18 protein-coding genes are annotated in these 19,016 nt (G+C 61.0%); 5 read left to right on the forward strand and 13 right to left on the reverse strand.

Annotated elements, in window-relative coordinates:
* Nucleotides 1-88: 88 nt before the first annotated feature.
* The 4 genes from AQUI_RS0120745 (at nucleotide 89) to AQUI_RS0120760 (ending at nucleotide 4,492) form a co-directional block, all read left to right on the forward strand.
* A complete protein-coding gene (locus AQUI_RS0120745; protein ID WP_027259220.1) occupies nucleotides 89-1,912 on the forward strand; it encodes a DUF294 nucleotidyltransferase-like domain-containing protein in 1,824 nt (607 codons plus the stop codon).
* 88 nt (nucleotides 1,913-2,000) lie between these two features.
* A complete protein-coding gene (locus tag AQUI_RS0120750; RefSeq protein WP_027259221.1) occupies nucleotides 2,001-2,519 on the forward strand; it encodes a hypothetical protein in 519 nt (172 codons plus the stop codon).
* A 2-nt stretch (nucleotides 2,520-2,521) separates the two neighbouring features.
* Nucleotides 2,522-3,931 (forward strand): 3'-5' exonuclease, encoded by a 1,410-nt coding sequence (locus AQUI_RS0120755; protein ID WP_027259222.1) that lies wholly within the window; start codon nucleotides 2,522-2,524, stop codon nucleotides 3,929-3,931.
* A gap of 60 nt (nucleotides 3,932-3,991) precedes the next feature.
* Nucleotides 3,992-4,492, forward strand: coding sequence for a flavin reductase family protein (locus AQUI_RS0120760; RefSeq protein WP_027259223.1), 501 nt, complete (start codon nucleotides 3,992-3,994; stop codon nucleotides 4,490-4,492).
* Nucleotides 4,493-4,517: 25 nt separating this feature from the next.
* On the opposite strand, the gene AQUI_RS28550 is transcribed toward AQUI_RS0120760, so the two are convergent.
* The 7 genes from AQUI_RS28550 to AQUI_RS0120795 form a co-directional block, all read right to left on the reverse strand.
* On the reverse strand, nucleotides 4,518-5,318 hold the full coding sequence (locus AQUI_RS28550) for an ATP-binding protein (protein ID WP_245596955.1): 801 nt from the start codon (nucleotides 5,316-5,318) through the stop codon (nucleotides 4,518-4,520).
* 320 nt (nucleotides 5,319-5,638) lie between these two features.
* Nucleotides 5,639-6,625, reverse strand: coding sequence for an ABC transporter substrate-binding protein (locus AQUI_RS0120770; protein ID WP_027259224.1), 987 nt, complete (start codon nucleotides 6,623-6,625; stop codon nucleotides 5,639-5,641).
* Nucleotides 6,626-6,772: 147 nt separating this feature from the next.
* Entirely contained in the window at nucleotides 6,773-7,618 is an 846-nt protein-coding gene (locus AQUI_RS0120775; RefSeq protein ID WP_027259225.1) for an ABC transporter permease, read from the reverse strand.
* A gap of 85 nt (nucleotides 7,619-7,703) precedes the next feature.
* On the reverse strand, nucleotides 7,704-8,621 hold the full coding sequence (locus AQUI_RS0120780) for an ABC transporter permease (protein WP_027259226.1): 918 nt from the start codon (nucleotides 8,619-8,621) through the stop codon (nucleotides 7,704-7,706).
* 147 nt (nucleotides 8,622-8,768) lie between these two features.
* On the reverse strand, nucleotides 8,769-9,608 hold the full coding sequence (locus AQUI_RS0120785) for an ABC transporter ATP-binding protein (RefSeq protein WP_027259227.1): 840 nt from the start codon (nucleotides 9,606-9,608) through the stop codon (nucleotides 8,769-8,771).
* Nucleotides 9,609-9,669: 61 nt separating this feature from the next.
* Nucleotides 9,670-11,124, reverse strand: a complete 1,455-nt coding sequence (gene hydA / locus AQUI_RS0120790; protein ID WP_027259228.1) for a dihydropyrimidinase — start codon at nucleotides 11,122-11,124, stop codon at nucleotides 9,670-9,672.
* Nucleotides 11,125-11,238: 114 nt separating this feature from the next.
* Nucleotides 11,239-12,489 carry a Zn-dependent hydrolase gene (locus tag AQUI_RS0120795; RefSeq protein WP_027259229.1) on the reverse strand — a complete coding sequence of 417 codons (1,251 nt, stop codon included), beginning with the start codon at nucleotides 12,487-12,489 and terminating at the stop codon, nucleotides 11,239-11,241.
* A 268-nt stretch (nucleotides 12,490-12,757) separates the two neighbouring features.
* Between AQUI_RS0120795 and AQUI_RS0120800 the strand changes: the two genes are divergently transcribed.
* Nucleotides 12,758-13,372, forward strand: a complete 615-nt coding sequence (locus tag AQUI_RS0120800; protein ID WP_027259230.1) for a TetR family transcriptional regulator C-terminal domain-containing protein — start codon at nucleotides 12,758-12,760, stop codon at nucleotides 13,370-13,372.
* 187 nt (nucleotides 13,373-13,559) lie between these two features.
* Here AQUI_RS0120800 and preA read toward each other — a convergent pair whose 3' ends face one another.
* The 6 genes from preA to AQUI_RS0120830 form a co-directional block, all read right to left on the reverse strand.
* Nucleotides 13,560-14,864, reverse strand: a complete 1,305-nt coding sequence (gene preA, locus AQUI_RS0120805) for an NAD-dependent dihydropyrimidine dehydrogenase subunit PreA (RefSeq protein WP_027259231.1) — start codon at nucleotides 14,862-14,864, stop codon at nucleotides 13,560-13,562.
* A gap of 52 nt (nucleotides 14,865-14,916) precedes the next feature.
* Complete coding sequence (locus AQUI_RS0120810) at nucleotides 14,917-16,251, reverse strand: NAD(P)-dependent oxidoreductase (RefSeq protein ID WP_027259232.1); 1,335 nt, start codon at nucleotides 16,249-16,251, stop codon at nucleotides 14,917-14,919.
* A 156-nt stretch (nucleotides 16,252-16,407) separates the two neighbouring features.
* Nucleotides 16,408-17,046: a cupin domain-containing protein gene (locus tag AQUI_RS0120815; RefSeq protein WP_027259233.1), complete on the reverse strand. Its 639-nt coding sequence runs from the start codon at nucleotides 17,044-17,046 to the stop codon at nucleotides 16,408-16,410.
* An 88-nt stretch (nucleotides 17,047-17,134) separates the two neighbouring features.
* Nucleotides 17,135-17,533: a RidA family protein gene (locus AQUI_RS0120820; RefSeq protein ID WP_027259234.1), complete on the reverse strand. Its 399-nt coding sequence runs from the start codon at nucleotides 17,531-17,533 to the stop codon at nucleotides 17,135-17,137.
* A gap of 145 nt (nucleotides 17,534-17,678) precedes the next feature.
* A complete protein-coding gene (locus AQUI_RS0120825; protein ID WP_084294486.1) occupies nucleotides 17,679-18,080 on the reverse strand; it encodes an Ig-like domain-containing protein in 402 nt (133 codons plus the stop codon).
* Nucleotides 18,081-18,104: 24 nt separating this feature from the next.
* Entirely contained in the window at nucleotides 18,105-18,980 is an 876-nt protein-coding gene (locus tag AQUI_RS0120830) for a hypothetical protein (protein WP_027259236.1), read from the reverse strand.
* Nucleotides 18,981-19,016 lie beyond the last annotated feature (36 nt).

Genomic DNA, 19,016 nt, shown 5'->3' on the forward strand with positions numbered 1-19,016 from the left:
CTGCCCTGCGGCCTGCCTCTTTCCTCATGGTCCCGTCCGGTTCTTACTGGCGGGGCCATTTTTTCTCTGATTTCATGCAGGTATGCCCATGCCCTTATCTGACGCCGCCCTGCTCCGCTTTCTGACGTCGGTCCACCCCTATGACAGCCTGGAACCCGCGCTGCTGCAGGATCTGGCCGCCAGGTTCCAACAGATCGAAACCGCCGCCGGCGATCCCGTTTATACGCTGGACGAGGATCTGCAGGGGCTTTACCTGGTCCATACCGGCGAAGTTGAAGTGACGGATGAGAACGGCATCCCTGTCTCGATCCTTGGCCCCCGCAATTCATTCGGCGAGCGCGGCCTGACCCGCAGCGGCCGGGCGGTGACATCAGCCCAAGCCACCGCAGACACGTTGCTGCTGCTGCTGCCCAAGGCAGCGTTCCACGCCCTGATGGCCAGCCAGCCGCAAGTCGCAAAATTCTTCGACCGCCGCCGCCCCAGCAGCCGGGAAACCAGCAGCCTCGCCACGACGCGGGTCGAAACCATCATGGCCCGTGATCCCGTCACCTGCTCCAGCGGGCTCACCTGCCAAAGCGCGGCGCAGCTGATGCGCGACCGCCGCATTTCCTCCGTCTGCGTGACCGATGGCGGGACGCTGCAAGGCATTCTCACAACCCGCGATCTGACCGGAAAAATTCTAGCCGCAGGCAAGCCCATCTCCACCCCCGTCAGTACGGTAATGACACCGGACCCGCTGACGCTCGCCCCCTCCGCCATCGGCTCCGAAGTGCTGCACTTGATGATGGAGCATGGCATCGGCCACATCCCGGTGGTGGAGGCAGGGAAGCTCGCAGGCATCGTCACCCAGACCGACCTCACACGCTTTCAGGCGGTCAGCTCCGGCGAGATGATCTCAAGCATTGCCCGCGCCGGATCTGCTGATGAGATGGCAAGGGCCGCTGCCGAAATCCCCCGCCTGCTGGTTCAGCTGGTGGCAGGCGGCAACCGGCATGAAGTGGTGACCCGGTTGATCACCGACATCGCCGACACCGCAACCCGCCGCCTGCTGGCGCTGGCGGAGCAGAAATTGGGCCCCGCCCCCGTCCCCTACCTGTGGCTGGCCTGCGGCTCGCAAGGGCGGCGCGAACAGACCGGGGTATCGGATCAGGACAATTGCCTGATCCTGTCTGACGATCTGACGCCCGGCGATGAGGCCTATTTCGAAGCACTGGCCCGGTTTGTCTGCGACGGGCTGAACACCTGCGGCTATGTCTATTGCCCCGGTGACATGATGGCATCGAATACGCGCTGGCGGCAGCCGCTGCGTGTCTGGCGCGACTACTTCCGCGGCTGGATTGCCAAGCCTAGCCCTGAGGCGCAGATGCTGGCCTCGGTGATGTTCGACCTGCGGCCCATCGGCGGCGATGCCGCCCTGTTTGCGGATCTGCAGCAGGAAACCCTGAAGGCCGCCAGCGCCAATTCGATCTTCACCGCGCATATGATCGCGAATTCCCTGAAGCACACGCCGCCCCTGGGCCTGCTGCGCGGGCTGGCCGCCATCCGCTCGGGCGAGCACCGCAACACGCTGGACATGAAGCACAACGGCGTGGTGCCGGTGGTGGACTTGGGCCGGGTCTATGCGCTGCAAGGCCAGCTGGCGGAGGTCAACACACGCGCCCGGCTGGAAGCGGCAGAGGCGGCAGGCGTGCTCAGCCCCTCCGGCGCGCGCGACCTGATGGATGCCTACGACCTGATCGCCCAAACCCGGCTGGAGCATCAGGCGGCGCAGATCCGCAGCGGCAGCGCGCCGGACAACTATCTGGCGCCCTCGGATCTGTCGGATTTTGAGCGAAGTCATCTGCGCGACGCCTTTGTTGTGGTAAAAACAATGCAATCGGCGGTTGGGCACGGTAAAGGGATACTGAGCTGACACCTGCGCGTGGTGCCGCGGAGGAAGCCTCCGGCGGGAGTATTTTGGAAAAGATGAAAACGACCGGGCATATGCCGGAGGAGAGCGGATGTTTCTGGAACTGATTGCAGTAATTTTTGCGGGCATTGCCACCGCGGGCGTGGTGATGCTGCTGGGAAAGTTCCTGGGCGGGCGGCTGCCGCGCTGGCTGGCGCCGGTGGCAGCGGGGCTGGCGATGATCGCGGCCACCATCACCTCGGAATACGGCTGGTACCCGCGCACAGCTGCGGCCCTGCCCGACGGGCTGGTCGTGGCGGAAACGGTGGAAAACCAGAGCTTTTACCGGCCCTGGACCTATGCCGTGCCCTACGTCGACCGCTTTGCCGCGCTGGATACCGCAACGATGAAAACCCATGCGGACCACCCGCAGATCTTTCTTGGCGAGTTGTACTTCTTTGGCCGCTGGGCGCCGGTCAGCAAGCTGCCGGTCTGGCTGGACTGCGGCGGCGGGCGGCGGGCGCTGGCGGCAGGCAATGCGGAGTTTTCCGGCGGCCTGCCGGACGGTCTGGACTGGGTCGAACCCGGCAGCAGTAGCGATCCGATCCTGACAACAGCCTGCGGAGGGTAAAGATGCTGTCACGCCTCAGCCTGCGGCTTCGGATCTTCCTGTTCTTCTGCCTGCTGGCGCTCGGCGGCATTGCGGTCACCACCGGTGCGCTGTGGCTGGGATACAGCCGCTCCGGACAGCCCGGGCTGACGGACGCCTTTGTCTTTTCTGGCCTGCTCAGCGGGTTTGCCATCCTTGGCTTATGCGCTGCGGTCTGGCTGCTGTTTGACGAAAACGTCGCCAAACCGATCGAGCGGCTGGCGGCGGGTATGCGCGCCCGCGCCCATGCCGGAGTGTCAAAGGAACTGGATACCCACGGTGCCCGCTATCTGGGCGATCTTGCCGCCGCTGCTGAAGGCCTGGCCGGGCAGCTGGGTGCCTCGGCACTGTCAGCGGCGGAGGCAATCGCCAGCGAAACCGAACACTTGGAGGCGGAGAAGACCCGCCTGGCGGCGCTGCTGACCGACATTCCCATTGCCACCGTGATGGCCGGCCCCGCCCATCAGATCGTGCTGTACGACGGCCAGGCCGCCGCGGTGCTGGCGCAGGAGGCACCGCCGCGGCTCAATGCGCCCTTGTCCGATTACCTGGACCGGACCGGGCTGGAGGCGGCCTATGGCCGGCTGGTGCGCAGCGGCCTGGAGGTGAAGGCCGAAGTCAAAAGCGCCAGCGGCACCCAGGTGTTCGATCTGCGGCTGAAGCCCCTGGGCGGCGCGCCGGGCTATATCATTCTGTTCGAGGGCAGCCATGCGGGTCTTGCCCCGGAGGATTCCCGGCCCTTGGTCTATGACTTTGCGTTGCTGGACACGGATCACGCGGAACTGGACAGCCGCAAGCTCGCCAATCTCAGCTATGTGGTGTTCGACACCGAGACCACCGGCCTGCTGCCGCACAAGGACGAGATCGTGCAGATCGGCGCGCTGCGGATGGTGCGGGGCCGCATCATCGACAGCGAGGTGTTTGAAACCCTGGTGGATCCGGGGCGGCCGATCCCCGCCGCTTCGGCACGGGTGCATGGCATCAACGATGCCATGGTGCAGGGTGCGCCGGATATAGCCGTGGCCGCCCGCGCCTTCCACCGCTTTGCCTCGGACGCAGTCATTGTTGCCCATAACGCGCCCTTCGACATGGCCTTTCTGCACCGCCATTCCAAACGCACCGGCGTCATCTGGGACCAGCCGGTGCTGGACACCGTGCTGCTGAGCGCAGTTCTGTTCGGCGCCTCGCAAAACCACACGCTGGACGCGCTTTGCGAAAGGCTGGACGTCACCATCCCGCCCGCCTTGCGCCACACTGCCATGGGCGACGCGCGCGCCACGGCAGAGGTGTTCTGCAAGATGCTGCCCATGCTGGAAGCGCGCGGGCTTGCCACCTTTGGCGCGGCGCTGGAGGAGACCCGCAAACACGGACGCCTCATCGAAGACATGAACTAGGTAGACAATCACGCCCATGCGTGGCAGGTCACTGCCCGGAACGGATAAAAGGCGCGCGACATGGCCGAAACCAGCTTTATCCCCGGGCCGGAGACCGCCCGGGACTACCGCGATGCGCTCGGCTGCTTTGGCACCGGGGTGACGGTTGTCACCACCATGACAGCGCGCGGCCCTCTGGCCATTACCGTCAATAGCTTTACTTCCGTGTCACTGGATCCGCCGTTATTGCTGTGGTGCCCGGCGAAAGCCTCTCTGCGCCATGATTCCTTTGTCATGGCAGAGAATTTCGCCATTCACGTGATGGCGGAGGATCAGCTGGGCCTGGCCAAGCATTTTGCGGCCCGCGGCGAGGACTTCAGCACCGCAGCATGGCAGTCCAACGGCCAGGGGGCGCCGGCGCTGGACGGGGTGATTGCCCGGTTTGACTGCCGCCGCTTTGCCGCCCATCTGGCAGGCGATCACACCATCATCATCGGCGAAGTGGCCAGCGTCACCACCCGCCCCGGCAAAGGCCTGATCTTCAAGCGCGGCCAATATGGCGGGTTCCTGGAGCAAAGCTGAACGGCGCAGTTTTTGGCCAAGCCGCCTAGCCCCGGGCTTGCCCCAAGGCTTGCACTGCTGCACTCGCGCTGCCCAGAACGGCAATCTCCTCTACCAAACCCGGGGTACCTGCATCTTCCGCATCTTGCCCCGCCAGCAGGTGCGGCAGCACGGCTGATGCGGACAAATCCATACCCGGTTCCATGCTGAGCGCCCGCTGCGGACAGATCGAAATGCACAAGCCGCATTGAAAACACAAGGATTCCACAAAACTCAGCGCGCCGCCGTCTTCCGTCAGGCTCAAGGCATCCGACGGGCAGACCCAGACACAGCTGCTGCACTGATTGCACAGGTCTTCATCCAAGCTGACGGAGCCGTATGGCGCCTGTTCCGGCAAGGCGACATGGTCCGCACTGGCCGGCAGCAGAGCCGCGGCGCTGGCCCTTGCGGTGTCCCTGCGGCTACCCACCGCCAATATGTCCGGTGCAACCGAAGGAAACGGAAAAACGCCTGTCCCCAGCCGCCGCGCCAAGGTCTCAGCCCCGTCAAACAGCAATATCCGGCCCAGCCCGCCCAGCACCTGCACCAATTCCACCTCCTGCTGCTGATGCTGCCTGCCGGCAGAGCTGGCGCAGGCCTGCATGTGGATGACATCAAAACCGCAGGCCAATGCGTGCAGCAGATCGGTGTGGGTGATCTGCTGGAGACAGCAGACCGAAACCGGGATCACGTCGCCCTGCCGGGGCGCCGCCACCTCCAGCCCAATTGGTTCTACCTCGTAAAGCAGCAGCATCTGCGCCCGCCCGGTCTCCAGCTTCCGCTGGTGCGCTGCCTGACAGAGATCCATCAGCGGCAGTTCGCAACTTCTGCTGGCGACATCCAGCAACGCAGGCCGTCCGTGCGCTGCGTACCGTGCATGGCACGCAGTGTCGTCTGGCTGAGGACAAAGGCACAAGTATTGCGGCGGATATCCGGATTGCCTTTGCCGATCAGGGATATGAGCACGCATCTCTCCCATAAGGCAACGCTAACACAAAAACACACACCCCAAGGGTGTAATTTTTAATTGCCGCCGAATTGTTGAATTTTTAACAATACTTCTCTGAAATCACGCAGAAGATCCGCCGGTGTCCAGGACCCGGCGGATCTCCGATGACTATGCCCTGCTTAGTTCAGCGCCGCATCGGTGATGGCATGGGTCCAGGCGCCTTCCGGGGCCTTGGTGATCACCGGATCCGAGCCGCCGCCCATCAGCGTTGACACTGTCCGCTCATAATCCGCCGGATCCAGCGCGCCGTTGCTGCCTGCAGTCAGTTTGGCAATTTCACCCATCATCCGTTTCTGGTGGGTCTCGGTCTGCGCGCCGGAGGCATCATTGTCGAGCACGATCTCTGCCGCCTCATCCGGATGCTCCTCAGCGTATTTCCAGCCCCTCATCGAGGCGCGCACAAAGCGCTCCATCTTGCCGGTGAAGGCCTCATCGCTCAGGTTTTCTTCCAGTACATACAGACCGTCTTCCAGCGTCGCCACACCCTGGTCCTCGTATTTAAACGTGATCAGCTCGTCGGCACCAACACCGGCATCAATGACCTGCCAGTATTCATTATAGGTCATGGTCGAGATGCAGTCGGCCTGGCGCTGCAGCAGCGGATCAACGTTGAAGCCCTGCTTCAGAACTTCAACACCAGCCTCGCCTTTACCTTCGGTGGAAATTCCCAACTGGCTCATCCAGCTCATAAACGGGAACTCATTGCCAAAGAACCACACGCCCAGGGTGCGGTTGGCCAGATCGGCAGGCTCTGCGATTCCAGTGTCCTTCCAGCAGGTCAGCATCATGCCGGAAGACTTGAACGGCTGGGCGATATTGACCAGCGGCAGGCCTTTTTCCCGTGCTGCCAGCGCCGCGGGCATCCATTCCACCGTCACATCTGCACCGCCGCCGGCAATCACCTGGGTCGGGGCAATATCCGGCCCGCCGGGCAAGATGGTGACATTCAGGTCTTCTTCCTCATAGAACCCCTTGTCCAGCGCCACGTAATAACCCGCAAACTGTGCCTGCGTCACCCATTTCAGCTGCAGCGTCACATCATCCGCCGCCTGCGCTGCCCCCGCAGCGCCCAGTGCCAGCGCTGCCGCCGTCATCAGATGTTTCATGTCTCGTTCTCCCTATTGATTATGACTTGAAGCTTGCCCGGGTTTGACCATTCGTTCAAAGTTTTTTCTTTATGAGGCCGGCCGTTGACGGCACCCCGCGCAAGATTTCCGCAAAACCGCCCCGCATCTGGCGGGACGGCCCAATCTTCAGCCCCGCTGCGACGGGTGCCAGAAGGTGAAGCTTTTTTCGATCAGCGCCACCAGCCCGTAAAAGGCCGACCCGGCGAGCGCGGCCACCACGATCTCCGCCCAGACCATATCCAGTGCCAGCTGGCCGACACTGGTGGAGATGCGGAAGCCCATGCCGACGGTGGGCGAGCCAAAGAACTCCGCCACAATCGCACCTATAAGCGCCAGGGTGGTGGAGATCTTGAGGCCGTTGAACACAAACGGCAGCGCCGCCGGCAGACGCAGCTTGAAAAAGGCCTGCCAATAGGTTGCCGCATAGGTCTGCATCAGATCGCGCTGCATGGCGGAGGTCTCGCGCAGGCCCGCCACCGTATTCACCAGCATCGGAAAGAACACCATAACCACCACAACAGCGGCTTTAGAATGCCAGTCGAACCCGAACCACATCACCAGAATCGGTGCGGTGCCGACAATCGGCAACGCTGCAATGAAATTCCCAACCGGCAGCAGACCCCGCCGCAGAAAATCGCTGCGGTCCACCAGGGTCGCGGTCAGAAACGCTGCGCCGCAGCCAATCAGGTAACCACCAAGAGCACCCTTCAGGATGGTCTGGGCAAAATCCGCCCACAGAATTGGGATGCTGGAGGCAAAGCGCACCGCGATTACGGAGGGAGCCGGCAGGATCACCAAAGACACCGCCAGTCCGCGCACCAGCAGCTCCCAGACCACCAGAACGGTGATGCCGAAGGTCGCGGGCACCAACAGCTGCACAGCGCGGGTTTTCGCGGCCGGACTGTTTGCCAGACGGCTGTTCAGCCACCACCCCAAACACCAGACTAGCACGGCTAGAACAACCATCACCATGACAGCCTCCCCTTGTTCTTCTGGCCTGAAACATCCCGGGTGAGCCGCGCAGCGGCGAGGGCAGAGCCCTCTGTCCATCGCTTGATCATGCGCTTACCCCCATGCGTTTCAGAACCAGCCGCTCGATCAGCCCGAGCAATGCCACCAGTAAAGCCGCCAGGATCGCCGCGGCAAACAGCGCCGACCAGATCTGCACGGTCTGCCCGTAGTAGCTGCCGGCCAGCAGCCGCGCGCCAAGCCCCGCAACCGCGCCGGTCGGCAGCTCTCCCACGATGGCCCCCACCAGCGAGGCGGCAATGCCGATCTTCAGCGAGGCGAACAGATACGGCATCGAGGACGGCAGCCGCAGCTTCCAAAACCCCTGATTTGTATTGGCGTTATAGGTTTTCAAAAGGTCCAGCTGCATCGCATCCGGCGCCCGAAGGCCCTTCACCATGCCGACAACCACCGGGAAGAAGCTGAGGTAGGCTGAGATAACCGCCTTCGGGATAATCCCCTGCACCCCGATGGAATACAGCACCACGATGATCATCGGTGCCAGAGCGATGATCGGGATGGTCTGGCTGACAATCGCCCAGGGCATCACCGACATATCCATCACCCGGCTATGCACGATCCCCACCGCAAGCAGGATGCCCAGGCCGGTGCCAATGGCAAAGCCCAGAAGCGTGGCGCTCAGCGTCACCTGCGCATGATAGATCAGGCTGCGTTTCGAGGTGACCTTCTTTTCCACCGTGGTCTGCCACAGCTCCACCGCCACCTGATGCGGGGCCGGCAAGCGCGGACGCTCCTGCACCCAGGTTTCGCCAATAGCAAATGTGTTCTTCGCCACCAGCCCGATTTCACTCATGTACCGGCGCTCCTTGGCGGCAGCCGGTGTGACCACGGCCCCTGCCCGCTCTGCCTGATCAAGCACACCTTTGATATTCATCGGGACGCAAGCGGCGTACCAGAAGGCGATGATGGCAGCGAGCACGGTGAGGACAGCAAGAAGGCTTTTCATGATCCGCCCCCGCGCCGCACCAATTTTCTGCACAGGAAATTGACCGGTAAATTTGAATATTCCGATGCCGTGAATGATGCGCCCGTCAGTGTACAAGCGGTGTTCAGGGACTGCGTGTCAGATGCCGCCGTATTTTGCAGGTTGATATCAGTCATCGCCATGACCCGCCCGCAGCCCTTCGCGCACCCGATGCGCTATTTCGATGAACTCCGGACTGTCACGGATATCCAGAGGCCGTTCTTTCGGCAGGGTGCTATCAATCACATCATGGATACGGCCCGGCCGCGGCGACATCACCACGATCTTGGTCGACAGATACACCGCTTCAGGAATCGAATGAGTAACAAAGCCAATGGTCTTGTTGGTCCGGGCCCACAGCTTCAGCAGCTGCTCGTTCAGATGGTCACGCACGATCTCGTCCAGTGCCCCGAAAGGTTCATCCATCAAGAGGATATCAGCATCAAATGCAAGCGCCCGCGCAATGCTGGCCCGCTGCTGCATCCCGCCCGACAGCTGCCAGGGGAACTTGCCGCCAAAGCCTGACAATTCAACAAGTTCCAGGACTTGATTAACGCGCTTTTCCTGCTCCGCCCGGGAGTATCCCATGATCTCCAGCGGCAGCTTGATGTTCTTGGCAATGCTTCGCCACGGGTACAGCCCCGCGGCCTGGAACACATAGCCATAAGCCCGGTTGCGGCGTGCCTCATCCGGGGTCATACCATTGACGGACAAGCTGCCGCCGGTGGGTGTTTCCAGCGCCGCGATACAACGCAAAAACGTGGTCTTGCCGCAGCCGGAGGGACCGATGAAGGAGACAAAATCGCCCCTGTTGATCTCCAGACTGATGTCCTTCAGCGCATGCACAGGGCCATCGTTGGTCTGAAACGTCAGATCCAGGTTCCGGGCCTCAATCACGGTTTCAACAGAGGCTGGGTCGGAAGCGGCGGCCTCGGGTCGGATTGCCTGGGTGGTCGTTTCCATATTCATATCTTCGCCTTGATTTCACACAGGAAAACGGGCCGCCGATACCGGCAGCCCGCTCCTGAATTTAAACACCTGTTGCCGGGATGCCGGTGCGTTCCACCGGGCGCGGCGCGGTCAGCTCTTTCCAAGTCGACAGCGCCTTGTTGACCGTGGTGTTAGCCTCCCGCGAGACAAACTTGCCATGGCCCTCCTGGCACTTGATCTCGCCGTCATGCACCGCCACATGGCCGCGGGTCAGCGTAAAGCGCGGCAGGCCCTTCACCTCATGCCCCTCGAACACGTTGTAGTCGATCGAGGACTGCTGGCTGGCGGCGGAGATCGTCTTGGTCTTTGTCGGGTCCCAGACCACCAGGTCGGCATCTGCGCCTACCAGAACTGCACCCTTTTTCGGGTAACAATTCAGGATCTTGGCAATGTTTGTTGACGTTACCGCAACAAATTCATTCGGGGTGATCCGGCCCGTTTCAACGCCATGGGTCCACAGCATCGGCATCCGGTCCTCCAGCCCGCCGGTGCCGTTCGGGATCTTGGTGAAATCGCCAACCCCAGTGCGTTTCTGTTCAGTGGTAAAGGCGCAGTGGTCCGTCGCAACAACCGACAATGAGCCAGACTGCAAACCAGCCCACAGGCTGTCCTGATGCTGTTTGTTGCGGAACGGCGGCGACATCACCCGGCGGGCGGCATGGTCCCAATCCTTGTTGAAATACTCGCTCTCATCCAGGGTCAGATGCTGAATCAGCGGCTCGCCCCAGACCCGCTTGCCCTGCATCCGGGCACGGCGGATGGCCTCATGGCTGTCCTCGCAGGAAGTATGCACCACATACAGCGGCACGCCCGCCATGTCGGCAATCATGATGGCGCGGTTGGTGGCCTCACCCTCGACCTGCGGCGGGCGGGAATAGGCGTGCGCCTCAGGGCCGGTATTGCCTTGTGCCAGCAGCTTGGCCGACAGCTCCGCCACCACATCGCCGTTTTCCGCATGCACCATGGCAATGCCCCCCAGCTCTGCCAGCCGCTGGAATGAGGAATACAGCTCGTCATCATTCACCATCAGCGCGCCCTTATAGGCCATGAAGTGCTTGAAGGTATTGATGCCGCGCTCCTGGATCACGGTCTTGATGTCGTCAAAGACCTGCTCACCCCACCATGTCACAGCCATGTGGAAGGAGTAATCGCAATTGGCGCGGGTCGATTTGTTGTCCCAGCGTTTCAGTGCATCCAGCAGGCTCTCACCCGGATTGGGCAGTGCAAAATCCACCACCATGGTGGTGCCGCCCGCGAGCCCGGCACGGGTGCCGCTCTCAAAATCATCCGAAGAATAGGTCCCCATGAAGGGCATCTCCAGATGTGTATGCGGATCGATCCCGCCCGGCATCACAAAACAGCCGGTGGCGTCCAGTTCCTCATCGCCTTTGAGGCTCTGGCCGATCTGGGTTATCACCCCGTTTTCGATCAGCACATCGGCCTTGTAGGTCAGATCGGCGGTCACGATGGTGCCGTTTCTGATGACTTTACTCATGACTATAACTCCCTGAATCGGGGCGTATTTTCACGCCTCCACTTATTCTCGAAGAACAAGTTCCCTTGTTCATCTGGCCGGAAATATCCCGGGGGTCTGGGGGCTGGCCCCCAGCTACGAAACGATTTCCGCTGTCTCGACCACCGCATGGAACAGCACGTTGGCGCCAGCCTCGGCCCATTCCTTGCTGATCTCCTCGGCCTCGTTGTGGCTCAGACCATCAACGCAGGGGCACATGACCATCGCGGTCGGCGCCACCCGGTTGATCCAGCAGGCATCGTGGCCCGCGCCAGAAATGATATCGATATGCGAATACCCCAGCCGCTCTGCCGCACTGCGCACAGCAGTGACACAGCCTGCGTCAAAGGTAACGGGATCAAAGCCGCCCACCTTCTCGAACGCGATTTCAACGCCCATCGCCTCAGCAATCCGGGTGCCTTTTTCGCGCAGCTGATTTTCCATGTCGGTGATCACGTCCAACTCGGGGCTGCGGAAATCAACGGTGAAAACCACCCTGCCCGGGATCACATTGCGCGAGTTCGGATAGACGTCGATATGGCCCGCGGCCCCGACAGCATGAGGCGCGTGGCCCCAGGCGATTTCATCCACGGTTTCCAGGATCCGCGCCATTGCCAGCCCCGCGTTGCGGCGCATCGGCATCGGGGTGGAGCCGGTATGCGCATCCTTGCCTGTCACCGTCACCTGGGTCCAGCTAAGGCCCTGGCCGTGGGTCACCACACCGATATCCTTGCCTTCGGCTTCCAGGATCGGTCCCTGTTCGATGTGCAGTTCAAAGAAGGCGTGCATCTTGCGGGCACCGGTCTCTTCTTCGCCGCGCCAGCCGATGCGTTTCAGCTCATCCCCGAATTTCTTGCCTTCGGCATCTTCGCGGCCGTAAGCCCAGTCCTGCGTGTGAATGCCCGCAAACACGCCGGAGGACAGCATCGCAGGCGCATAGCGCGTGCCCTCCTCATTGGTGAAATTCGTGGCCACGATCGGATGCTTGGTCTTGATGTTCATATCGTTGAGCGAACGGATCAGCTCCAGTCCGGCCAGCACCCCCAGCACGCCGTCATACTTGCCGCCCGTCGGCTGGGTGTCCAGATGCGAGCCCACATAGACCGGCAGGGCATCCGGATCGGTACCTTCCCTGCGGGCAAACATATTGCCCATCTGATCCAGCCCCATGGTGCAGTCGGCATCCTCGCACCATTTCTGGAACAGAGCGCGGCCCTCGCCATCTTCGTCTGTCAGCGTCTGGCGGTTGTTGCCGCCTGCGACACCGGGACCGATCCGGGCCATTTCCATCAGGCTGTCCCACAAACGGTCGCCATTGATCTTCAGATTCTGTCCAAGCGACGTCATCTCAGCTTCCTTCCCTGTGCGCCCGTCTTTGCAGGCTTCAATCGGCTTTGCGCCGTTTAGGTGGCTTTGAGTGCTGGCCGGTTCAGAGCGCCGGTTCTTTCGATTCCGGCCAATGATTTGACCAACTGGTCAAACTCACGCTATCACGGGTTCACTATCAGTCAAGAAATTGCCGCACAGCCCTTGAAAAAATCGGCTCTTTTGCCGGAAACAGGTGAAATTCCGCGCTTCAGCTGGCAGAAGGCGGCAGAAACAGACAGGGACGGACATGCCTGCAGACCGCGCGCCAACCCGAATTCAGAAAAAGAATCGCGCCGCCATACTGGAGGCCGCGCTGGATGTGTTTTCCAGCCACGGCTTCCGAGGCTCCACCGTGGACCAGATCGCCAAAGCGGCAGGACTCAGCAAGCCGAACCTGCTGTATTACTTCCCCTCCAAGGAAGCGATTTTCAACGAACTGATGGCCGGGCTGCTGGACACCTGGCTGGACCCGCTGCGGGCGCTGGACCCCGACGGCGAGCCGCTGGAGGAGATCCTCGCCTATGTGCAGCGCAAGCTGCAGATGAGCCGGGATTTTCCGCGCGAAAGCCGGCTTTATGCCAATGAGATTGTACAGGGGGCACCCCGGCTGCACGACGTGATCGCCAGCGACTTGAACGGACTGGTGGAGGAAAAAGCACAGCTTCTGCAAGGCTGGATGGATGCCGGCCGGATCAACCGTGCGCATCCCAAACATCTGTTGTTTTCGATCTGGTCGCTAACCCAGCATTACGCCGATTTCGATGCCCAGGTACGCACTTTGATGGGGGATGAAGACCCTTTCGATGCAGCGCCGCAATACCTGGAAACCTTGTATCGGCGGATGCTTACACCGCAAAGCTGACCCCGGAATGCCAACGGCAGCAAAGCGCTCCCGCCCCCGCAAAATACATCAGCCTTGCTGATGCTTATTGAACGGCGTTGGGCCCGGCACCGCGCCTTGCGCGGTGCCGGGCCCAACGGGAGGAGCGCCTCCGGCAGGAGGCCGACGACGGGCGGGAGGACACCCGGGGCCGGGCCCAGGCGGCGGATTACTCCGCAGCCGTAGCTGCCGGGTTGTTCGGATGTGTTGTCCAGTTGGCGTAATCGTCCGAGACCACCTCGCCGGTGCGCTCGTCAATCTGACCCGCGGCCACTTCTTCCATGGTGATGCAGCCTTCAACCGGGCAGACATTCACGCAAAGATTGCAGGCGACGCATTCGTCGTCCTTCACCGTGAACACCCGGTCCTCGCTCATCGCAATCGCTTGATGCGAGGTGTCCTCGCAGGCCGCAAAACAGCGGCCGCAACTGATGCAATCGTCCTGATTGATCTTGGCCTTGGTCACAAAATTCAGGTCCAGGTACTGCCAGTCAGTCACATTCGGAACCGCCATGCCGATGAAGTCCTGGGTGGAGGTGTAACCCTTCTCGTCCATCCAGGTGGACAGGCCCGAGATCATTTCCTTGACCACATTGAAACCATAGGTCATCGCCGCGGTGCAAACCTGCACGTTGCCGGCCCCCATCGCCATGAACTCAGCTGCATCGCGCCAAGTGGTAACGCCGCCAATCGCCGAAATCGGCAGGTCGCGGGTTTGCGCATCGCGGGCAATCTCAGCCACCATGTTCAGCGCAATCGGTTTCACCGCCGGGCCGCAATAGCCGCCATGGGTGCCCTTACCGCCAATGGTCGGCTCCGGCGCCATGCTGTCAAGATCGACCGAGGTGATCGAATTAATGGTGTTGATCAGGCTGACCGCATCGGCATTGCCCGCATTTGCCGCCCGCGCCGGCTGACGGATGTCTGCGATATTCGGGGTCAGCTTCACGATTACAGGTTTAGAGTAGTATTTCTTGCACCACTCGGTGACCATCTGGATGTATTCCGGCACTTGCCCCACAGCGGAACCCATGCCGCGTTCTGCCATACCGTGCGGACAGCCGAAGTTCAGCTCGATCCCGTCGGCGCCGGTGGCCTCGACTTGCGGCAGGATATCTTTCCAGGCCTGCTCCTCGCACGGCACCATGATCGAGACGATGATGGCGCGGTCCGGGTAGTCCTTCTTGACCCTGGTGATTTCCTCAAGGTTGGTCTGCAGGGGGCGGTCAGTGATCAGTTCAATGTTGTTGAGTCCCAGCAGGCGGCGATCGGCGCCCCAGATCGCGCCATATCGCGGGCCGTTCACATTGACCACCGGCGGGCCTTCGGCCCCAAGGGTCTTCCAGACCACGCCGCCCCAGCCGGCCTCGAATGCGCGGCGGACGTTGTATTCCTTATCGGTCGGCGGCGCTGAGGCCAGCCAGAACGGGTTGGGGGATTTGATCCCCAGAAATTCTGTTGTCAGATCAGCCATTTGATCTCTCCTCTTAAGGCTAGCTTGGAACGGTTTCCCGGTCCTGACTGGCTCAGCCCATCAGGCTGGAGTGAATGTCCATTGCAGCGTCGCGGCCTTCGGCCACGGCAGTCACGGTGAGGTCCTCGCCGCCAGAGGCGCAGTCGCCCCCGGCCCAGACCCCGGCCATCGAGGTGCGGCCCGTGTCACTGACCTTGATCTTGCGGCCCTCAAGCTCCAGCGCATCGGGCTGGCCCTCCAGTGTCTGGCCAATGGCCTTGAACACCTGATCAGCCACCAGCCGCACGGTCTCGCCGGTGCCGGATACTTTGCCGCCGGCAACCGCAGTATACTCCAGTTCGATCTCGGCAGCAGCCCCATTGCCGTGTACCGCCTTGGGCATCACATTGAACATCAGTTTGACGCCTTTCGAGGCGGCCAGATCCTGCTCGAACCGGCTGGCACCCATATCCTCGCGCCCGCGGCGGTAGGCTATGGTGACGTTTTCGGCGCCCAGCAGTTTCGATTGCACAGCGGCGTCCACCGCAGTCATGCCGCCGCCGATCACCACCACATTGCGGCCCACGGGCAGCGCGGTCAGATCCTCCGCCTGGCGCAGCTCGGCAATGAATTCCACCGCGTCCCGCACGCCATCCTTTTCCTCACCCGGGGCGCGCAGGGCGTTGACCCCGGCCAGACCGATGGAGAGGAACACGGCGTCATAGCCGGACGCCAGCCCGTCCAGTGACAGCTCCGCCCCCAGCTTCTTGCCATAATCCATTGTAATGCCGCCGATTTGCAGCAGCCACTCGACCTCGCGCGCGGCAAAGTCGTTGGTGGATTTATAGGCCGCGATGCCGAATTCGTTCAGGCCGCCCGCCTTGGACTTGGCATCGTAAAGAACAACGTCATGGCCCAGCATGGCCAGCCGGTGTGCCGCCGAGAGACCCGCAGGCCCAGCACCGACGACGGCAACCGTCTTGCCGGTCGCCTCGGCGCGGCTGAAGGGATGCCCCCCCATCTCCATCAGAGTGTCAGTGGCGTAGCGCTGCAGACGGCCGATCTCAACCGGCTTGCCCTCTGCGGTTTCGCGTACACAGACCTCTTCACACAATGTCTCTGTCGGGCAGACCCGGGCGCACATGCCGCCGAGGATGTTCTGCTCCAGAATGGTGCGGGCGGCACTTTCAGGGTGGCCTGCCTGGATCTCGCGGATGAATTGGGGAATGTCGATGGATGTAGGACATGCGGTCATGCACGGCGCGTCATAGCAGAAATAGCAGCGATCTGCCGCTACGGCTGCCTCATGCGCGTCATAGGCTGGGTGCAGGTCCGAGAAATTCTCGGCGATCCCGGCGGCGTCCAAACGCGCTACCTGAATGCCGGATGCCTGATGGCTGGTCGCCATTGGGTGTCTCCCTGATTATTACATTCTTCTTGCCTATTAGACTGCCACAGTCTGATTTTTTATCAACTGGTAAAATTTTTACTTGGCGAAAAAAAATGCCGTTCCTGCAGGAACGGCATTCAAAGATTTGATTTCAGGGAAAAAAGCGATGCCGGCTTAGGCAGTCATTTGCGTAAGATGGCCGGTTTTCACCCAGACATGTGCACCTTCTGCGCCAGCCATGGCCTCAAAACGGCAGCCCGGCGGCAGCCGAAGCCAGTCCCAGCGCGTGAACGCTTCATCGTTTTCGCTAAAGCTGCCATGCACCACAAATACCTCCACGCCGCCAGTGGCTTCCAGGCTGATCGCCTGCCCCGGCGCCCAGATTTGCAAGGCCACCGTTTCAACACTGTCCTGGAACAGCTCTTGCTGCGCTGCATTGCCGGAGACGCGGGTTTTCACTTCGGTTCGATCGGCTGGATCGAACTGGTGCAGCTTCACCAGGATAACCGCCCCTTCGGCCGCAGCAGGCGTGTGGCTGGTGGTCGGCGGGTTCCGGATGTAGGAGCCTTCGGGGAAGTCCCCGTGTTCGTCCTGGAACACGCCGTCCAGCACCAAAAATTCCTCACCGCCGTCATGCACATGCGGTGCAAAGGCAGACCCCGGTGCGAACCGTACGATGGTGGTGGCGCGGGCTACCTCCTCGCCAATGCGGTCCAGCATTTTCCGCTCCACCCCAGGCGCCGGGCTTGCCACCCAAGGTGTTTCATCAAAATGCACCGCTGCGCGTTTGGTGAAATCGGCGTTGATCCGCATGTCGCTCTCCCCTGGCTCTGCGCCTTTGAATGTGGCGTCCGGCACGGTCCATGGGAAGAGCGCTCACGAAACCGTGTGGCGCTTCGAGTTAAGCGGGCAGTACCGCCGTGGCTTCGATTTCCACTTTGGCCTCATCTTCGACCAGAGCGGAGACAACCACCATGGTCATCGCCGGAAAGTGATAGCCCATCACCGCACGGTAGGCTTTACCGACTTCTGCCTGATGGGCGAGATATTCGGCCTTGTCGGTCACAAACCAAGTGAGCCGGGTGATATCCTGCGCTGATCCGCCTGCGGCTTCGACCACCTCCAGAATATTCTGCAGTGCCTGGCTCATCTGACCAATAAAATCCTGTGCCACAAACACCTGATCCGCGGTCCAGCCGATCTGGCCGCCGACAAAAAGCAGCTTGCCCTCGGCCATCATACCGTTGGCATAACCTTTGGCGGGCTTCCACCCTTCGGGATGCACGCTGATGGCTGGCATGACGGGGCTCCTTTGCTGATGCGGCCTGCCAGCGACCATACCGCTGCCACGACATTTATTTCAAGCTTAAAACTTATTACGTTGAAGTTCATCACCCAGCGGTCATTGGCCGCACGGGCGAACGCCCGCACAGCCAAGGTCCCATTTAGAGCAGCACGCCGTAATCTTCCTGTGCAAACAGTGGGACTGCCCCTGCATCAGCCTCATCAAGGCCGCCGACCAGGATGGTCACTGTCGCCTCGGAAGTGCCGCCCTGCCCATCGGAGATCGTGTAGGTAAAGCTATCTTCCAGCACCTCGCCCTCAGAGAGCGATTGGATGCCACCGGCAGCGGTCGGATCGTAAAACAGGGTATCAGTTTCCGCATCACAGGACACCACAGCACCGTATTCACGGGAACTGGCAGCAAGAGTAAACGTCAGAGCATCTGCATCCGGATCGGTGTCATTGGCCAGCAGATCAAGCACTGCAATTTCAGCGACTTCATCTTCAAAACCATAAGGCAGTTCGACGGGGGAGCCATCGCCTTCGGACACACTGTACTGCACCGAGTCATCATTGTGGTTATCCCCCTAGGTGATGATGAACCGTCCACCCTCAAGTGCCTCGATTTCGTAATAGCTTTGTGTATCCTTGGTTTGCTGGTTGACCACGAATTCATCACCTTGCGGCTCGCCTTCTGAACTGAAAACCCGCGCCCAAACACCTGGATGCCTGCCCCATGCACCCCCTGCCGGTTCACTGTCTCCCGGTGCGCCCCAGACCACAACGAAATTGCTATCATCAAGCCACGCAACTTTTGGAGGACTGTCGCCGGACCCGCCGGCCGCATCCTGATGGACCTGGAATTCATCGACCAGAACCTTTCCCTCCTGGTCGATGATTTTTGCAAAATAGGCAGTACTGCCGGAAACATCAGGGTCATAGAACTTCCAAACAACAAGCAACTGCCCGTCTGGCCCTTCCGTTATTTCCGGGAAACTGTCCAGTTGGCCTGCGGGCTTCGTGACATCAACTTCGGCAGCAGTGGTGTTGCCGGTTTCATCGAACAATTGAACCTTGATCGTCTTTGAACCTCCGGAACGGTAATAAGGCTCATAATCTGGCTGAGACCAAGCAACTGCATACCCGCCGCTTTCAAGAGCGATCACCGAAGGAACGCTGGGGGCACCTATATCAGGCAGATTGTAAACAACCTCGTCCCCGATTTTGCTGCCATTGTTGTCATACAAAGCTATGCGAAAATCGGTCTCCTGAGCAGAAGTCGTCCAAACTGCGACGAAGCCGTCGCCTTTCAGTGCGGTTATGTCCGCGTCCTTGACAGTTTCATCAGCAGCTTCATTGACCACCAATTCCTGAGTTACTGCGTTGCCTTCTTTGTCAAAAATACGGATCGGAAACTCATTCTTGGCATCATCGGCGTCGTAGTTGCTGCCCCACCCGATCACAACATTGCCATTGCTGAGAACCGTGACTTCGGGATC

Source organism: Leisingera aquimarina DSM 24565 (assembly GCF_000473165.1).
Taxonomy (GTDB): Bacteria; Pseudomonadota; Alphaproteobacteria; order Rhodobacterales; family Rhodobacteraceae; genus Leisingera; species Leisingera aquimarina.